Below are 18,091 nucleotides of genomic sequence, written 5' to 3'. Positions count from 1 at the left end.
TGAATAAAAAAGCAGCGTCGTCCCGATACACTCATGCGTATCGGGAGACCTCTGCCTGTCCGCTCTATCCTGACGCCAATAGCCATTTCCTTCTGGCTTCCCGGGCAGCCGCCACCATATTCGCAAGCGCTGCCTTTGTTTCCTCCAATCCTCTTGTTTTTAAGCCGCAATCCGGATTCACCCAGAACAATGCCGGGTCCAGCACTTGCAGCGCCCGTTCAATAATATCCATCATTTCTGCTGTGCTTGGCACGCGCGGGCTGTGAATGTCATAAACCCCAAGGCCTATGCCGTGGTCGTAGCCTTCCCCTTCCAGCTTCGCAATCAATTCCCCATGACTGCGGGACGTCTCAATAGAAATGACATCCGCATCAAGTGCGAGGATCGCGTGCAAAATATCATGGAATTCGCAGTAGCACATATGCGTGTGAATTTGCGTGGTATCCTTGACGCTAGAGGTAGCGATGCGGAATGCCCGGGTTGCCCAGTCCAGATACGACTCGCGATCTCGCTCCTTCAGCGGGAATCCCTCCCGCAGCGCCGGCTCATCCACCTGAATCATCTCGATGCCCGCCGCTTCGAGCGCCTCTACCTCCTGGCGCAGCGCCAGCGCAATCTGATTCGCCACTTGCTCCCGACTCCTGTCATCGCGCACGAATGACCAGCACAAAATGGTGATCGGACCTGTCAGCATTCCCTTCACTGGCTGGGAAGTGAGCGATTGTGCGTAGACGCTTTCCTTCACGGTCATCGGCTCCCGAAAAGCGACATCACCATAGATCACCGGCGGCTTTACGCAACGCGAGCCGTAAGACTGTACCCATCCGTTCTGCGTGAATATGAAGCCATCCAACTTCTCTCCGAAAAACTCCACCATATCTGTCCGCTCAAATTCGCCATGAACCAGCACGTCCAGACCGAGCTCCTCCTGAAGCCGAATGCACGAGGCAATTTGCTCCTGCAAGAATGACTCGTACTGGCTCTGATCCCACTCGTTTCTCCGCCAACGCAGCCGCGCCTGCCGCACCTCCGGTGTCTGCGGAAAGCTTCCAATCGTCGTGGTCGGCAGAACCGGCAGGCCCCACTTCTCCTGCTGCAGGGGAAAACGCTCCGCGAAGACCAGACTGCGCTTGTCCTGCAGCTTCGCCCACTCTGTCTGCCGGCTGACCACATCCTGACGGTTGCGCTGGGGCAGCGACCGGAACCGGTCGAGGTGCTGGCGGCTAGCCTCAAGTTCCCCTGCCGCCTCAGCGCTGTTCCGAATCGCTCTGGCCAGCAGCTTCAGCTCATCCAGCTTTTCATTGGCGAAAGCCAGCGCCTTGCGGATCACCGGGTCCAGCTTCTCTTCCGGCTCTGTAGATACAGGCACGTGCATCAGACTGCAGGAAGGCTGAAGGATCATCTGCTCGTAAGGAACAGACTGCGCCAGCGTTTCCACCAGCCTAAGCTTGCTGTCCAGATCCGCACGCCATATGCTGCGCCCATCAATGAGCCCTACGCCAAGCCGCTTGTCCCGCGGGAAGCCGTATCGGGCGATCGCTTGCAGATTGGTCTCACGGTCGTGCACGAAATCAAGTCCAATGCCATGAACGGGAAGCTGCACCACCTGTTCAAATCGGTCCACGCCCTCAAAGTATGTTTGCAGCATCACGTGCAATCCCGGCACCTCTTGTGCAATGGCCCGATAAATGCGCTCTACCTGCTCCATGTCCTCGTCACTCACGTCTGTAACAAGCACGGGCTCATCGATTTGCACCCAGTTCACGCCTTCCTGCTCCAGTTCCTTTAGCATTTGCAAGTATACGGGAAGGAACTGCCCGACCTTCTGCCCAAGCTCCGCTTGCTGGAAGCCTTTGGACAGCTTCAAAAAGGTGTACAGCCCTACAATAACCGGCTTGCCGGCAATGCCTGCGTGCTGCTTTGCGAATCGGTAAGCGGCCAGAGGCTTGTTCTCGGTCAGCGCTGGCGACTGGCCGCCAATTTCCGGCACGATGTAGTGGTAGTTCGTATTGAACCACTTCGTCATCTCACAAGCAGCGGCTTGCTTGCTGCCGCGCGCCATGGCGAAGTACGTGTCAAGAGACACCTGTCCTCCTTTATAAGCAAATCGTTCCGGCACAATGCCAAACATGACTGCCATATCCAGCATGTGGTCGTAGAAGGTAAAGTCGTTGACGGGAATCAGCTCAACTCCCTTGTCCTTCTGCAGCTCGAGCTGCTCCAGCCGAATGCGCGCCATTTCCTGCAAAAAATCCGTTTCCTCCAGCTTGCCTGCCCAATACGCCTCCAGCGCCTTCTTCCATTCACGCTGGCTTCCTATCCTCGGGTAGCCCAAATTGCCAATTGTCACCGTTTCCCCCATAGTCTATCTGCCTCCTGTTTGCTTTGGATTGGGAATTGTCCAATATCGTCGCCCAACTCCCTGCGATACCTGAAGCGGATGCATTCGCCATCCGCTCCCGCTGTCCGCATTTGGCCGCTAAGCTGCCTCAGCGTAACTTGAATCAACAAAAAAAGACGTCTATCCCCGTAGTCAAGCAGGGGAAAGACGCCCATTCATCTGTTATGTGGGTTGCCGTCTAACACCTCCCTATCTCCCGTAGGTAAACCGCCTGCGGCAGGGCAGGGAGCGAGTTCGCTCCCCGTCTTGCGCAGGGCCATACCAATACCGGCACTCGGCTGCGGCATTGGTCTAGCAGTGTTGTCCAAACAGGCAGGTCTCCTGGCTTGCAGTGTCTTCATCGGCAGCTGCCTTCCCGGTTACTTCCGTAACCAGTGGCATGAAGCTGCGACTCCTCTGTCACAGTGGCGGGACCGCGTCGGATTTGCACCGAACTTCCCTATTAAGCTGGCTGAACACTCGCTAGTTCCAGCCAGCACCTGTTTGCGCTGGTATTCCGTTGTGTGCCGCTGTTGCGATGTGGAAAAAGCCGCGGCAGACCGCCTTACAAGTCGAATTGAAAATCTTCGTCCTTCAATGGCTCCACATGGATCGTTCGCACGTAACCGTTGCCCTTGGTGGAAAAAAAGTCATGCTGGCGGGTATGCGTGCTGATGCCGTTTTGCACAATCGGGTTGATCTCCTCATCCGGGAACATCGGCTCCCGCCCAAGATTGCTCAGCGCCTTGTTGGCATTATAGCGGAGGAAGGCCTTCACCTCGTCAGTCAAGCCGACAGCCGCATACAGCTCCTCCGTATATTGCTCTTCATTGCTGTGCAGGTAACGCAGCAGCCCGAGCAGCGTTTCATCCGCAGAGGCTTGCTCGTCCTCGTCCAGCTCCGCATACACCTCCTGGGCCAACACCCCGACATAAAGACCGTGAATGCTCTCGTCCCGCAGAATGAGGTTGATGATTTCACCGCTGCTTGTCATCTTGCCTTGTCCCGCCAAGTACAACGGATAGAAGAATCCGCTGTAGAACAGGTAGCTTTCCAGCAGGACAGAAGCCGCCATCGCTAAGTAGAGATCCTTCTTCGTATGGATGGCGCTATAGTATTGAGCAATCGTCTCTGCTTTCACTTGCAAATGCCGGTTTTCCTCCACCCAACGGAACACCCGATCAATCTCTTCGTTGGATACCAAGGTGGTAAAGATGCTGCTGTAGGATTTGGCATGAATCTGCTCCATCATGCCCATGAAGCCGAGCACGGCCTTGCGCTGCAGTCCGTCCACATGCTCCAGAATCTTCGGCATGCCGACGCCGCCCTGCACGGTATCCAGCAAGGTCAGACCGCCAAGCACCTTGATGTACAGCTCTTGCTGCGCTTCGCTCAAGGACAGCCACGCCATCTTGTCATCAGACAGCGGTATTTCCTCTTCTGTCCAGAACTGCATAATATTTTGGTTCCAGAAGGTCAGACTGAAATCATCGTCCGGCCGATTCCAGTTCACTGCTTTCATCGTCGCACATCCCCCTATTCATCGGCTGCCTAGACGGAACAGCTGACGCATTCCTCGACGGACAGATGGTTCGTCCGCGTGTAATAAAGTGACTTCAAGCCTTTTTTCGCGGCGTAAATATAATAGCGGGCCAACTGCCGGGTCGAAATATCGCTGTTGACATGCAGGATGGTGGACACGCCTTGATCGATATGCGCCTGAATTTCTGCAATCAAATCGAGCATCTTGAACGGGTCCATCTGGTACGCCGATTTGTAGTAGAAAAAGTTGTCCGCGCTCAAATACGGCATCGGGTAATACGTTGTCGAGTTCGCATAGGTCCGCGTTTCAATCGGCTGCACGATCGGCATGACGCTGGATGTGGCGTTCTGCACATAGGAGATGCTCTGTGTCGGCGCGATGGCCAGCCGGTATGCATGATACAGGCCATACCGGGCAACCTCCTCCTTCAACCGTTGCCAATCTTCCGGCCCGGGAACAGCGATGCCCTCGAACAGGCGCTTGACCTTGTCTGTCGCCGGACGGTAATCGTTCTGCTCATAGCGGGCGAAGTATGTGCCATTCGCATAATCCGACTGCTCGAAGCCTGCAAAAGTCACACCGCGCTCACGGGCAATGTCCATGCTTTTTTCCAGCGAGTAAAAGTTCATCATCATAAAAAAGGTGCGAGCGAAGTCCTTCGCTTCTTCGCTGTCATAAGCAATCTTGTTCTTCGCCAAATACCCATGCAGATTCATCGCGCCGAGCCCGACAGAGTGCAGCTCCCGATTGGCCTTGACGACGCCCGGCGCGTTGGCGACCTCTGTCATGTCGCTGACCGCTGTCAAGGCGAGCATGCCTTCATGCACCGACTCTCTCACCTTGCGACGCTCCATGACATTGGCAATGTTGAGGGACGCCAGATTGCAGCTGATGTCCCGACGGATTACATCCGCTTGTCCGTAATCGCCGATCTCGGACGTCTCCTGCAGCTGGAAAATTTCCGTGCACAGGTTCGACATCTTGATGGCGCCCAAGCTGCGCAGGGCATGAGCCTTATTCGCATTGCTCTTGTTCATGATGTAGGGGTAACCGGATTCCAGCTGGACGGCGGCGATTTTGGTAAGCATGTCGCGCGCGCTCATGACAGCCTTCTTGCGCACCCGGTCATCCGCCAGCAGCTGATCGTACATCTCGTCCATATCCATATCGTCCATATGTATGCCATAAGCTTTGTAAATGGAATAAGGCGCAAATACATGAAGCGGTTTGTTCTCTTCCGCAAGCTTATAAAATTTGTCCGGCACGATCAGCCCGATCGACAGCGTCTTCAGGCGAATCTTCTCATCCGCATTAATCTTCTTGCTGTCCAGGAATTCCACGACGTCCCAGCCGAAAATGTTATAGTAGGCCGCACCCGAGCCTTTGCGCTGCCCCATCTGATCCGCATAGGAGAAAGCATCCTCCATCAGCTTCAGCACCGGCATGATGCCTTTCGCCGCGCCCTCAACTTCCTTGATCGGCTCGCCGCGCCCGCGCAGCTTCGACAGATTGACGGCTACCCCGCCGCCGATCTTGGAAAGCTGCATGCATGTGCCCAGCACATAGTTGATCGAGTTCAGCGAATCGTCCATCTCCAATAAGAAGCAGGACACCATCTCGCCGCGTCGGCTTTTGCCGGCATTCAGGAAAGTCGGCGTAGCCGGCTGCAGCCGCTGTTCCATCATGGAGGAGACGAGCTCCCGGGCAATGGCTGCATTCCCGCGGGCTAGATGGAGGGCAACGATCGCAACCCTGTCCGGAAAGTGCTCCAGGTAGTAGGCGCGGTCGTTGCTTCTCATCGCGTAATCGTTATAAAACTTGGAGGCCGCCATATAGGAGGCAAACTGGAACGGATAGCTGTGCGCCAAAGCGTAGATGTCCTCGACTTCCTCCGGCGAATAGTATTCATAGACATTTTCATAGTAATTGTTCTCGATCATATATTTCATCTTGGCCGCCGTGTTCGGGAACGAAAGGCTCTTGCTGCGCACCTCTTCCATGTACACTTCTACGGCCTCGCGGTCTTTGTCCAGCTGGAAAAATCCATTTGGATCACGCTGCATGATTCGATTGTTCAGTTCAATATGCCGCAATGCTGCTCACTCCTTGTCTAAACTGATCCACATCCTGGCGGGTTCCGGAAAGCTCGAACTTGCTGACGACAGGAACTCCGTACAGCTCTGCAATGCGATCCGCGCTGGCCGCGAACCGATCACCCCAATTGCGGTTGCCGCTTGCCGACACTCCGCGCATGCGACGATAGTTGCGCTTCAAAAAAGCATCGACCTTGTCCGGAACTTGGCCGAAGCCGGTCGTATAGGTCACCAGCACAAAGGGCTCGTCCAATGACAGTTGATCATCGATCTGAACAGCGGGCATATTCAGCTTTGCAATGAACCGGCGCACGTTGCCAGTCCTCGAATCATAAGCAATCAACATCGCAGTTTGTCCCCTTTCGTTCCTCTCGCATCCTGGTGCTCGTTCTCCCTTGACCCCAACGACTGCTCTTGGCGCGTGCTTCGTCAGCCAAGGAGCTTATGTATGCCGACCCGTCATGTTTCTTTGTGCCGCCAGCACTCGCATGCTGACGGAAGCCATCAAAAAAGGCGCATACGGCCAACAGAAGGGCCGAATGCGCCAATTGCGGGCAAACCATGTCACAAGCCACACAAAAAGGACAAAGCGGACACCTTCCTGTTCACCGCAGGGTCGTGTCTAACATGGACAGGCAGGTCTCCTGGCTTGGGCATCAACATGTCCGTTCCCCTTCCCAGCTTGCTTCGCAGCCAGTGGCATGTTGAACGAACACTCCGCTTATACAGTGGCGGGACCGCGCCGGATTCGCACCGGACTTCCCTATTAAGCTTTTCATTCGATCGAATGAAAAAACACCTGTACATACTATATATAGTTGGTAATTAACAATCTATATCAAGAACTTGTATTTGTCAATGAAAAAACTAGCGGAAGCGAAGGGAACGTCATAGCCAAATCTAGCGGTTAAGACAGGGTAACTTTCTTCTCTATGCTGCGGCCATCTGTCAAATGCACGACCGCCTTCCATTCCTTGTCTTCCTCTGTCATGACCCAGGCGTCCTGAATCCAGGTCGTCTGATTGCGAATCATGAACGGCTCGTTGAAAGCCAGGTCCACCAGCTCGCCATTGCGGAAAAACTCCACATAATCGATCCGTTCCGGGTAGAGACTGGCGAGGCGAATCCAGCGCTTGTTGTCCACGGTCATATGCGGCTCAAAGCCCTGCAGCACAAATTGTTCCTCCTCTTCGAGCGGAGGCAGCTCAATGCCCAGTCCGGCAGCCATCCGCCGGGCGAAGAACGTGTCCTCTCCCTCGGTAATGCCCCAATCGGCAGGCGGCTCCTGCTTGGTCAGATTATTGTAATATCCCCAGGACGTAGCGGTCTTGTAGGCGACTTCCATCATGCCGATGCACGGTGAATCTTCATTGCACACAATGGGCTTGTTCATCTGCCAGCCTCTCACCTTTTGGATCATATTGTAGTATTCCTGACGCGTGCAATTATTGGCGTGAATCAGGATGACATCGCTGGCTCGCGCCACTTCTTCATTCGTCGCGCCGCCCATCAGGCTGGAGCCTGTCGGCATGCCGCCCGAGCTTTCCCTGGCCAGTTCGATTAAATACGCCATCCCCTGATGCGAGCTGATGATCGGATAGGCGAGGAAGCCGGCGATCTCATATTCATTCGCCACCTCAATGATTACGTTCGTATATCCGCCCTTCTTCAGGATGCCGCAGGCGGTCTTGATCGCGTTCCGTACGGCCTCCCCGTCTCGCAGCCGATGAATCTGCGCCTGATAGAACAAACTGACAATCACGACCATGCCGATCTCGTCGGCCGCCTTCAGCAGCCGATGCAGCCGGGCTTCATACGCCGGGTCGAAGGAAAGGCCGTCTGCGCTGTACGGATTGTTGTCGATCGAGGACCAGTCCTCAATCGTGAATACGGGGCCTCCCCCCTGCAGGCCAACTGTGATTGCCCGCAAGCCGTGCGCGTACCATTCCGGCAGAGCCGCAATCAGCTCGTCTGTGTGCAGATCCGGATCAAACGTCTTGCGTCCGAATCGCGCGAACCGCTCCTGCTGTGCCCGATCATCGAACACCCCCTGGATGAAACGGGCGTTCATAAGAAGCCCATGCGTGGAGGCCGGACTGTTCGGCAGCTCGGAATAGGTGAGCCTGCCGTTGATCAGAAATTTCTCGCCGCTGATGCTGAGTTGTGTGTTTCCCATGTGAATTCCGCCTTTCTGTAATGGAAGGTGTGTGCGTATTGCTTCTTGCATTGGCGCTGCTTGCCAAGCATGCCTGGATGCGGCCTGCCGCGCAAACAGGCTGCGATTGGATACATTGTATACAATGGTGGGCGCCTAGGGGGGAGGTTGCGTCCCATACTCATACGAGCTCTTGCTCGGGGACTTCACCTCCCTGTTGCCAAGCATGTTGCTTCCGCTGTCAGGGTGAGCATTGGTACCGCGGTGTCTGCCGGGGTCAGGCCTATCCATCCGACCAACCGGATTGTCGGATAGTCGGAATGGCTTTGCGGAGGTGCTCAATCATCAGCTTCTCTGCCTGTTCCTCATTCCGCTCTTCGAGTGCGTCCAGAATGGCCAGATGCTCCGGATATGTTTCCTCGGGAGAACGAATAATTCCCTTGCTGAAAGCCAAGGCAAACACTTGCGTCTGCGTGAAATTTTGATGCAGAATTGGATTGCAGCTCGCTTGCACCAACCGCGTATGGAAGTCCACATCGGCCTTGCGGTATGCCTCCAGCTCGCCATGTTCTTTCCACTTCTTATAGGCCGATGTGATTAGCGTCCGCAAATAGACAAGCGTAGCTTCGTCCATCATTTGCGCCGAGAGTCGGCACGCCAAGCCCTCCAACGCCGCTCTCACTTCCCACACGGAGATTAGCAGCCCGCTCGAAATCCGGCGGACAACCAGCCCTTGCGGCGTTGACTCGAGCAAATAGTCTCTCTCCAATTGAGCCAGCGCCCGGCGCAGCGGTGTCCGGCTAACCCCGATCCGGCGGGCAATCTGATCCTGGATAATCAGGTCGCCCGGCTTCAGCTCTCCATTGATAATGAGTTCCTTCACCTCGTTATACACCTTGCGTTCCAAATACCCGCTGTTTGCTACTCGCGACACAAGCCCATCACCCTTCACCGCTCTAGTCTCCGCATTCCCAAATCCGAACCACCTGATATTGTGCTTCCCTTACCTTGCCTTGCGCCTAAGTGCACTGCCTGCATCTGTGACAGGTTCCGAGTGTCCGCGAAGCATCGAATAGTCGCTGATCCTGCACCCAGGGCCTGGAGGCGTGAGTCGCATGGCGTGCGCTTACTTAGAGCAGCATCGGCAACGGAAGCTAGGCTTGAGACAAGAACGCTAAGCCTAAGTCCAGTTTGGAGGCTTGGGACAAGAACGCTACGCCTAACTCCAGTTTGGATACCCAGTTTTGGGAAGTATGCTCTTGGCTCCGACTGCGCATGTTTGCATGCTGGAAGTTCGTGCTTGGTTCATGCAAAACATACGTGAAGTGCATGTACCATTCCAGGCTGCTAATCGGATGTTGATTCTATCCATTGTATACAATGGGAAGTTGCAACCATTATAGGCATAACACGCAGGAAGCGTCAAACGAAGTGCGCTCTTACTCCCGCCTGCCGCTATCATGTAGGACGCGCCTTACCCTTGCTCGTTGCATATGGCGATGCCAATCCCATGCGAGGGCGGATCATGGTCAGGAATGATACCTCTACCAATAATTAATGGTAGCGAATACATAAAATTAAGCAAATATAAGCCGATTTCGTCAGTTTATTACCCAATTACTATTAATAATAGATACGAGCGTAATAGTTAATGGTAATTGGGTAATAATTCGCCTGTATCCCTGCCCCATGCCAGCGAATTAGTGAAGTTGCTACCATTCATTTATGATACTGCTACTAATATGGTCAAGTATACGCGGCTTGCCCACTCTGGCAGGCTTATTCCCCGCTCCTTCTATACCCATTTGCAGTCCGGCAGCCGCCAATGATCTGCTGACAGCTTGCCGAGAAGCTGCCCGACACGACAATAAGTGATGGACGAAGCACCGCCCTGCGGCCTTTGCGGCCTTTGCGGCCCTTGTGTCCCATGCATCCCTTGCGTCCATGCGGCATCCATGCGCCCCTTGCGCCCCTTGCGTCCCATGCGCCCCTTGCATCCAGGCGGCCCAGCGCATTATAGCAAATGCATCTTGGCCTCCGCTTCATCCCAGGGCACTGTGTACCCGACTCCCTTCGCGCAGAAAATGGAGGATGAGGTGTACAGCGGATCGGCGTCCTTGCGGTAACCCTTGCGTTCGATCACCTCTTGTTCATTATGGCAGCGGTCGTAGCCGCCGAACGTCGCATGAAATGCGCCTTTGCCGTGCGTGATCGCCGCAAGCTCTGCGGCATACTGCATCATCGTGGCCACGGGGGCTCGTCCGGTAATGACCGCTTGATTGCCCACGGTCTCCGGCGGGTCGAATTGTCCGGCTGCCTGTTGAATGTCGGACAAAACCCTGCCCAAATGGTCCAGCTCAACCTTGATCTTGAATTGATAGTATGGCTCGAGCAAGATATTATCCGCCTTCTCCAAGCCTTGTCTGAGCGCACGAAACGTAGCTTCGCGGAAATCCCCGCCATGCGTGTGCTTGTTGTGGGCACGGCCGGTCAACAGAGTCACCTTCACATCGGTAAGCGGCGAACCGGTCAGCAAGCCATGGTGGTCCCGCTCGAACAGATGCGTTCTTACAAGGTTCTGGTTGCCGACACTCAGATCATCGGCATGACACGCATTCTCGAACACAAGACCGCTGCCGCGCTCCCCCGGTTCCAGCCGCAGGTGCACCTCGGCATAATGCTTGAGCGGTTCGAAATGGCCGTATCCGTTGACGGTGCTCAGAATCGTCTCCTTGTACAAAATTTCAGGCGCACCAAATCGCACGTTTATGCCAAACCGTTCCTGTACAAGCTGCTGCAGCACTTCCAGCTGAATCAATCCCATCACGTGGATATGGATTTCCTGCACGGTTTCTTCCCATACAACCGCAAGCGAAGGATCCTCCGCATCGAGTATGCGAAAGGCTTGAAGCACCTCCTTCACGTTCCATGGGGGATCGAAGATCACCTTAGCCTGCATGGTCGGGACCATCTCGAATTCCGCTTTTTCCTGATACACACCCAAGCCCTGTCCAACAGCGGCACCAGACAATCCGGCAACAGCGAACAAGGCCCCGGCCCGAACTTCATCGATCGCCTGATATTTGCTGCCGTTATAGAGCCGAAGTTGCGTCACCTTTTCACAAACACGGTCCTCTTCATACCCATAACAAAGCTCATCCCGCAGCCTCAGCTTCCCGCTTATCGCCTTGGTGAACGTCAGCCGATTGCCGTTCTCGTCATGGCGAATTTTATACACCCGGCCGCCGAACGGGGCCTGCTCATCATACTTGGTGTCTGCCAGCAGGTGGAGCTGATCCAAAAAATCCGTAATGCCCACATCCTGCAGAGCAGATCCGCATGCGCAGGGAAACAGACGATGCGCATTGACCATGCCCTGCATCGCCTGCAGTCCGAGCATGTAATCCGCAGCGCCTTCCAGATAGGATTCCAGAAGACGCTCATCCCGCTCAGCCAACTGCTCCAGCAATGAGTCGCCTATGCGTCCCTCCTCGAATTGTCCGGTAATCAGGCAGACATCCGGTGTCAAATGCGTGCGTATGTCTGCCAGCGCCTTTTCCATGTCTGCACCTGTACGATCGGTCTTGTTGAGGAAAAAGAACGTCGGCACCCTGTGCTTATGAAGCAGCTGCCACACCGTCTCCGTGTGCCCCTGAACCCCTTCGACGGCGCTCACGATCAGGATGGCGTAATCGAGCACCTGGATTGCCCGCTCCATCTCCGGCGAGAAATCGACGTGCCCTGGCGTATCAATCATGTAGTAGGTATTATTCCGGTAGGTGAAAACAGCCTGATCGGCGAACACGGTAATGCCCCGGGCCCGTTCAATCTCATGACTATCCAAGAAAGCATCCTTGTGGTCCACTCTCCCCCGCTGCCGGATGCTCTGTGTATGGTAAAGCAGCTGTTCGGCGAACGTGGTTTTGCCTGCATCCACATGCGCGAACACGCCAATTGTAATTTGCAACGGTTCCACCTCATTCCCTATTCCCTTGCTGGATCGCACCCGGCTGTTCATGAGCCGCGTGTGCGCCCCTAGTTGATTATAGCACTTGACAGGCAAATTGCAGGGGGTAGGATTTATGAGGTTGGGACGGATGCGTTTAACTATTCCTCCTCGGATTCCACATATGATTTGAGCATGGACAGCTTGTTTTCCCAGTAACGTTCATAGTAGGCCAACCATCGTTTGAGCTCCAGCAGAGGTTCCGGATCTAGTCGATAGCGCCTTTCCCGGCCGACCTTGCGCTCGCGAACGAGTCCCGCGTCGGCCAAAATGTGCAGATGCTTGGAGACAGCGGTTCGGCTGATTGGGAAATGGCTGCTGATTGCTGTCACCGGCATTTCCTGTTCATCCAACAAACGCAGCAACCGGCGCCGGGTAGGATCGGCGATGGCTTGGAACACATCCGGCTTCTCCGAACGGGCTGCTTCCATCTTACGCCTCCACCTGCTCGCCAAGCTTCTGCACGAGCCCGACCCAGCCCTGGTTCATGCGATCGCGCACCTCGCGATGGCTCTGTCCGAACTCGGTCACCTTGTCCGCATCCCATCCGCTGTGGATTAAGGTGAATTCCGTCTTCCCTCCGACATCCTTCAGCTCGAACGTTACCGTCCAGTCCTTTCCCCATTGAAACCTGACCAGACTTTGCGGCACAACCTCCAGCACCTTGCACTGCGACATACCGAAAGGACCGGAATCCATCTCGAATTCATATCCCGGCTCAGGCTTGAAATTGTTCGGCATGAACCATGCCGCAATCCCCTCCGCTGTTGCAACAGCGTCCCACACCTTGCTTACCGGGGCGTTGAACACCTGAGATTGGCGAATATCCGGTACGGCATTTGATTTGGAATCTGACATTTCTCCACGCTCCTGACTTGTAATTAGCTTGCATCACGAATAGTATGTCCACTATATCGCGAAACCAAAAGGTTTCATATAAGAGTATACGAAACCAAAAGGTTTCATGTCAAGAAACAGACCTGGCCTCCTCTATTCGCGCAGAAGGGGAGGCCGAAGAATAGTCGGGCCGGATGTCAGCAGCACCGTCGTCGGCAATGCGGTGAGAGGCAAATTGGCGACCGCTACATGATGCCGATTCTGATCATCGGCTTGATCTGTTGACCCTAGCGTCCACCACTTAGACTTAAGATAAATGTACCCACTTAAAAGAAAAGAGCCTCCTGATTTCTGATGAGAAATCAGGAGGCTCTTTCAATCCATTGATTCGTTTATGGCTAGGCTGTGAGAGTCACTCCATTAAGGAGAAACCCAGTGTTCGCCGCCTTCAGTGCGAAGCTTATAGGAATGATCAACCGACGCCTCCATAATGTCGCGGAAGGCCCAGTGACTTTCCTTTACATCTGGCCATATGGATGTTGGCGCGTTATACAGCGGTCCTCGCTCAAACAGCTGATTGATCAGCGTTACAGCTTCCGCACGCGTCAACAATCCGGCAGGTTTAAACGTGCCGTCCAAGTATCCTTCCATCCACCCTTCCTGGGTCAAAGCTGCAATAAAGCCGTGCGCCCAGTAGGTTGGCGAGACATCCGAATACGTAGTTTCCTCAGTTGCCGCTTGCAGGTTTAGATAGTTGAAAGCAAAGGCGGCCATTTCAGCACGTGTGATCATTTGATCCGGGCGGAAGGTTGCATCCGGATAGCCTGTCATCAATTCGGCAGCTTGCACCCGCTTAATGGCCGTTGCAGCCCAATGCGTGTCAGCTACATCCGAGTAACCTTCTCCGACGACTGAGCCTGCTGCGCCGAGATTGTCCAAAATCATCGCCAGCTCTGCCCGAGTCAACCCATTCTCCGGCTTGAAGGTACCGTCTGGATAGCCGTTCATATAGCTTTCATGACGGCCATCCGATGCCGTATGAACGATCGTGAAGGTACTGAATTTCGCAATGCCGAATTGCAGCCCCCATGTTCCATCGTTCATCCGTACCGGCTTGCCTTGAACTAGTGCCTTATCTCCATCAGTGTGCTCGATGAAGATGGACAGTTCACTCAGGAATTGCTCGCGCTCTGCCGCATCGCTCGGCAACTGGACATCGCGCAATGGGAGGATCAGAGTAACTGGACGACTGGACAAGTTCGTCTCGATGGTCATGGGACGCGTTACGACATATACTTCCTTGTTTCCAGCCATTTCACGAACAATCCGTTCCGTCGTTGCGCGTTCTTCTACTTCACTGCGCAAATTCGGATCTCTCACCGGCACAAGGCGGAAGTAGAATTCCTCTTCCAGTCCTTCCAAAGAAGTGCGCGGAATTTGGATTACGCCATGGTCAGTATAAATCTCCAGATCAATGCCGCTATCCTGCAAAATCTTCAACGTTTCCAACGGTATATCCACTTGCAATTCGCTCACTTCATCTTCTGGGTCAGGAATCACTATGCGAGCGATGCTTTCTCCAGTTTCAGCAGCCTTCTGCGCCGCTTCCTCAGCTTTCTCCGGCGTGAAGGCTACGCGGTCATGGATACTGCCGTTCTCTCTAGTGCGGTGGATATCGACTTTAACAATATCCGCTTCCTTGTCTCCGCCAATGATGACATCTACGGTCACAGACTCTGTAACAGGTCCGCCACCGCCGCTGCTTGCTCCAGAACGAATCACAGTGACCGTGTATTCGGTTACCTGTCCTGAGGAATCCGTTACGGTTACGAGAATCGTATTCGTCCCGACTCGAAGGCTGAAGCTCTCGCTGGCGTCGCCATTAACGACAGGTATGGCCTCGCCGTCGTTGATGCTCATCACGATTTGCGCTCCCGGATCGAGTGCAGTCGCAGTGAGGGCAATGCTTCTTACGGCATTCCCTACCCGAATTTCGTAGTCTTGTTCTTCCGCATCCGCATCAAAGGCCGGACTTAGTTGACCATGAGAAGATTCAAGGTTAATCAGCTTGCCTGTAGCACGCACGATGACAATCGTGTACTCCTCCAAAGGCGCAGTCAGATCGGTTTGGTCAAACACTTGCACTTTAATTTCATTCCGTCCTTCTTGAAGCTCTCCGAGGTTGCTCCAATCCCATCCATCCACGGAGTCTTTTACAACCTCCACGCCGTTCAACCATACTTTGGTGACAGTTTCTTCCACATTGTATGGAGTTGGAGAGATCGACACGCTTGTCACATCATTCGGTACTACCGCCAGGTAGCCCTCTCCATTACCGTTATTCTTATCCGGATCGAAGTCAGGCAGCAGCACTAGCGGTTCGCCATTCAGTTCCAAACCAAATTCAGAAATCTTCCCGCTTACCATCGGTATAGTAGAAAGGTTGATATTGCCCAGCTCATTGTTCACATTGCCCGCTGCAGCAATATCGCCCGCGGTTTCATCGTAAGCGAGCTCATCCCCCGCCACGTAAGGCGCATCAAGGCGAACGGTGATTTCATCGCCAGCCCCATTGCTTCCGACATAGTAGACTGGCTTTTTGTCATCGCCAACAGTCAATCCGGCAATCGCTTCCCCCGGGGCCAAACCGTCAGTGGCGATCGGCATATTGAACTTCAGCTTCAATTGAGCCGGATTGTTAGGGTCAGTAGTGACTCTGACCAGTTCAAGCGCCCGAATCTTGTTGGCAACTGTGTCCGGCTGCTCCGCGGCGCCGATATTATCCAACAGATTGGTAGCAGGGTTATAGTAGGAGCCTACCGAACCTTTGGCCTTATCGTAGATGAGCGACAGCTCTTCCGGCCCTAGCGGCTCTGGAAGCTCCAGTACAACAACAGGATCATTGTCGTCAGGGGAAAGCTTGCCAATCGGCGTCAGACCGTTAATCTCGAAGCCTGTCCAGTTAAAGCTAGCATCATCAATGGGATAATTAAAGGTCAGCTTCACCTGATTCGGCGTCTCATGCTCGACTTCCACTCGAACCAGTTGCAGCGGATCTTCTGTCACGTCAGGCTGAGACGCGGGATTTTCCCCTTCGATCGGAGCCAGTGTATTGTTCCGGTTGTTGGCATCCGCGATTCCATTATCCGCGTCATAGGTAACCTGGTCATCGGCTTGCAATGTCCCGTCGATCTTAACCCGTACAATATTTCCGTTGATTTCTTCAACCGTAACGGACTTGCCTCCGATTTCAAAACCCGGAATGATCTTGCCTACCTCTAGTCCTGCGCCGCCCACAGGCTTATTGAAGACGAGGTCAACCGTATTGTAAGGTTCTTCGCCGATAACCTGAATCCGTTCCAGTTCTAACGGGATAATCTGGTTGTCTACCGGTCCACCCAGATTATCAGCGATCATGGACGGCAGCTTATTGTCCGGTTCATTGACGGACTGCACATTGTCTCGCTCAGCATCATAAGACAGCGTCAACTCTCCCGGACCAGCAGGTTCTTTCAATTTCACTACAACTTTTTCGTCTTCTACAGATAATACAGAGTCAATTTCCAATCCATTGACCTTCAAATTGTCCAGGTCAACGTCATTCACATGATTGCCAACAGGAAGATTGAAGGTCAGCACCAATTCCCCTGGCTTCTCATCTTCTACAATTGCGCTGAGCAATTTGAGACGCGGTTCGGCTACTACAGTAACGCCGCCAATCGTATACGTATCGCCTTCCGAATTAGCAAGGGTCATGTCGATTTGCCGCTGAAGCGGATCCACAGCTGTTCCGTCATTCGAATAAGTAACCAGACGGGCTACAGACTCGGCCACCTTGTCTGTGATCGCGCTGCTCAACAGACGGACATTGTCGATTTCCAGGGATGCCCCTAGCACCAACCCGCCCGTTTTATCATAAGATCCCACTACGAACCGGAACTTGTATCTTCCGTCGTGTGGAATTTCTCCCCGATAGGACGTCCAATCTCCTGTTTGTCCACGACCATACATCAATTCAATGTGATTACCGGACTCATCCACGATGAAGCCGTACACTTCATAGTTGTCATCTTGTCCGGCTGCCTTCCAATCAAAAGCCAGTCTATCTCCTCGCTTGGCTTCAAAGAAATCCGCGCTTACAGCCTCCGCCCGAAATGCAGTGCCAAAAGGAGGTACATTTCGAGTACCTGTAATGCTGCCGCTCGTAAATCCAAGCTCTAAAGAATGATTATTATCCACAATATTTATTTGAGCAATGGATCTCCCCGGATTTGACAGGGGCCGCTCCTGACCTTCGTAGAACTGGTTGCCTGGATAGGCTTCATCAGTGGTATAAGTATACGTTGGGCCGCCTGCATACACGGAACCTGTGACGGTGTATGGGCCGCTGCCGCTTATGGACTCGTATGGTATGCCTTTAGTTTTTGTGGCAAGTTCCCCTAAAAAGATTTGGGAGTCGGAATTAATCTCCCAACCTGGAAGCTGCAATCTCCCAGCTACTTCGTAAAATTCTTCGAAGTTGCCATTTTCCAGAGGAGTAGAGAAATCGATCTGCAATGCGTTTCCTACTCCATTATCCGTAGTATTTACTGAACCAATGGTTACCCCGTTCAAGTAAATATTGTGGCCGTCAGAAGTAAGCAATGCCCCGCCTATTTGGATCGGAGTCTCGGTAACTCGCAGCGCCAACGTTTCATTTGCCTTCACCCCGCCATTGATATCAAAGCGGAGGTAGCCGTCAGCAAAAATCTCGTCCCCATACACACTAAGACTTACATTAGGAGCCAGAGTAAGAGGATCCTCATTTGCATCGTAATAGAGTTTGTCTGTCGGCAACCCGCCAACACTTGGAGCTGCTTCTGCTATCAGCCCGACCCCTGGAAAAAAGCCTCCAAACGCAAGCATAAAGGATAAGCACAACGCCAGGTATGATCTCCATGTCTTCAAATCTGCTTCACTCCAATTTTCTGTCATTCGTGAGAGTCTCCATCCATCCGTTCCCCTTCTTCGCTGTCCCCTCCTTCTGTTTATTAGAACGAAGCTGGATCGGATCTATTCTAACCGGCTCGCCTATACA

The 18,091-nt window shown here is 53.7% G+C and carries 11 protein-coding genes and 2 riboswitches; all 11 genes read right to left on the bottom strand.

The window, feature by feature from the left end:
- Positions 1 to 64 precede the first annotated feature (64 nt).
- The 11 genes from metE to XYCOK13_RS07895 all read right to left on the bottom strand — a co-directional run bounded on the left by metE (position 65) and on the right by XYCOK13_RS07895 (position 17,988).
- Positions 65 to 2,362, bottom strand: coding sequence for a 5-methyltetrahydropteroyltriglutamate--homocysteine S-methyltransferase (gene metE, locus XYCOK13_RS07945; RefSeq protein WP_213411468.1), 2,298 nt, complete (start codon positions 2,360 to 2,362; stop codon positions 65 to 67).
- Positions 2,363 to 2,695: 333 nt separating this feature from the next.
- Positions 2,696 to 2,899, bottom strand: a riboswitch (cobalamin riboswitch).
- A gap of 46 nt (positions 2,900 to 2,945) precedes the next feature.
- Positions 2,946 to 3,902 (bottom strand): class 1b ribonucleoside-diphosphate reductase subunit beta, encoded by a 957-nt coding sequence (gene nrdF / locus XYCOK13_RS07940; protein WP_213411466.1) that lies wholly within the window; start codon positions 3,900 to 3,902, stop codon positions 2,946 to 2,948.
- Positions 3,903 to 3,931: 29 nt separating this feature from the next.
- Positions 3,932 to 6,016, bottom strand: a complete 2,085-nt coding sequence (gene nrdE, locus XYCOK13_RS07935) for a class 1b ribonucleoside-diphosphate reductase subunit alpha (RefSeq protein WP_213411464.1) — start codon at positions 6,014 to 6,016, stop codon at positions 3,932 to 3,934.
- The gene (gene nrdI / locus XYCOK13_RS07930) at positions 6,003 to 6,362 is read right to left on the bottom strand and encodes a class Ib ribonucleoside-diphosphate reductase assembly flavoprotein NrdI (protein ID WP_213411462.1); all 360 of its coding nucleotides are present in this window, start codon (positions 6,360 to 6,362) and stop codon (positions 6,003 to 6,005) included. The genes nrdE and nrdI overlap by 14 nt, the downstream gene beginning before the upstream one ends.
- A gap of 271 nt (positions 6,363 to 6,633) precedes the next feature.
- Positions 6,634 to 6,834, bottom strand: a riboswitch (cobalamin riboswitch).
- Between the two features lie 89 nt (positions 6,835 to 6,923).
- Positions 6,924 to 8,192: a hypothetical protein gene (locus tag XYCOK13_RS07925; RefSeq protein ID WP_213411460.1), complete on the bottom strand. Its 1,269-nt coding sequence runs from the start codon at positions 8,190 to 8,192 to the stop codon at positions 6,924 to 6,926.
- Between the two features lie 262 nt (positions 8,193 to 8,454).
- Positions 8,455 to 9,105, bottom strand: coding sequence for a GntR family transcriptional regulator (locus tag XYCOK13_RS07920; protein ID WP_213411458.1), 651 nt, complete (start codon positions 9,103 to 9,105; stop codon positions 8,455 to 8,457).
- Between the two features lie 861 nt (positions 9,106 to 9,966).
- A complete protein-coding gene (locus XYCOK13_RS07915; protein WP_213411456.1) occupies positions 9,967 to 10,155 on the bottom strand; it encodes a hypothetical protein in 189 nt (62 codons plus the stop codon).
- 30 nt (positions 10,156 to 10,185) lie between these two features.
- Positions 10,186 to 12,189 (bottom strand): GTP-binding protein, encoded by a 2,004-nt coding sequence (locus XYCOK13_RS07910; protein ID WP_213411454.1) that lies wholly within the window; start codon positions 12,187 to 12,189, stop codon positions 10,186 to 10,188.
- Positions 12,190 to 12,278: 89 nt separating this feature from the next.
- Entirely contained in the window at positions 12,279 to 12,608 is a 330-nt protein-coding gene (locus XYCOK13_RS07905) for an ArsR/SmtB family transcription factor (RefSeq protein WP_213411452.1), read from the bottom strand.
- Between the two features lies 1 nt (position 12,609).
- On the bottom strand, positions 12,610 to 13,035 hold the full coding sequence (locus XYCOK13_RS07900; RefSeq protein ID WP_213411450.1) for an SRPBCC family protein: 426 nt from the start codon (positions 13,033 to 13,035) through the stop codon (positions 12,610 to 12,612).
- Positions 13,036 to 13,434: 399 nt separating this feature from the next.
- Positions 13,435 to 17,988, bottom strand: coding sequence for an S-layer homology domain-containing protein (locus XYCOK13_RS07895; protein ID WP_213411448.1), 4,554 nt, complete (start codon positions 17,986 to 17,988; stop codon positions 13,435 to 13,437).
- Positions 17,989 to 18,091: the final 103 nt, after the last annotated feature.

Origin of the sequence: Xylanibacillus composti (genome assembly GCF_018403685.1) — a bacterium.
GTDB lineage: Bacteria > Bacillota > Bacilli > Paenibacillales > K13 > Xylanibacillus > Xylanibacillus composti.
Note: the sequence above shows the minus strand (reverse complement) of the source record. Positions and strands in the feature narration are given on the sequence as shown.